This is a genomic window from Helicobacter sp. T3_23-1059 (genome assembly GCF_053654515.1).
In genome coordinates this window covers 1-366 of the sequence record NZ_JBSIUV010000255.1, presented here as the reverse complement: position 1 = coordinate 366, position 366 = coordinate 1, and the positions used below count along the sequence as shown (strand labels likewise).

1 pseudogene is annotated in these 366 nt (G+C 31.4%); it reads left to right on the top strand.

The features are described 5' to 3' along the window. A pseudogene (locus ACWIX0_RS14305) lies at positions 1 to 336 on the top strand (hypothetical protein); the annotation flags it as partial. Positions 337 to 366: the final 30 nt, after the last annotated feature.

The following is a 366-nucleotide window of genomic DNA, read 5'->3' as shown; positions in this document are numbered from 1 at the left end:
AAATCTAACCCAAAATCTAGCGAGAATTTAAACAAATCTAATGCAGAATCTAACTCACAATCAAACACAGATTCTAGCAATCCACAATCCACGCAAGATTCACAAAAAGAAATATTAGAAATGTATTTTAGCTATGGGGAGGAAATGATAAGGTTAGAGAACGATGATACACGATTTACAAAAGATATTAACTTACATTTAACAACACAAGGCTACAATAAAGGCGAAGTTATCAACATAGAATTAGAGCGAAATAATCAAACTTTTAGCACACAAGCGACAATAGATGAAAATGGCAAAGCCATCAAAAAAATGTATTTAATGATTAAGAGGTAACATAGTGAGTGAATGTAAAATAAGAGCTAG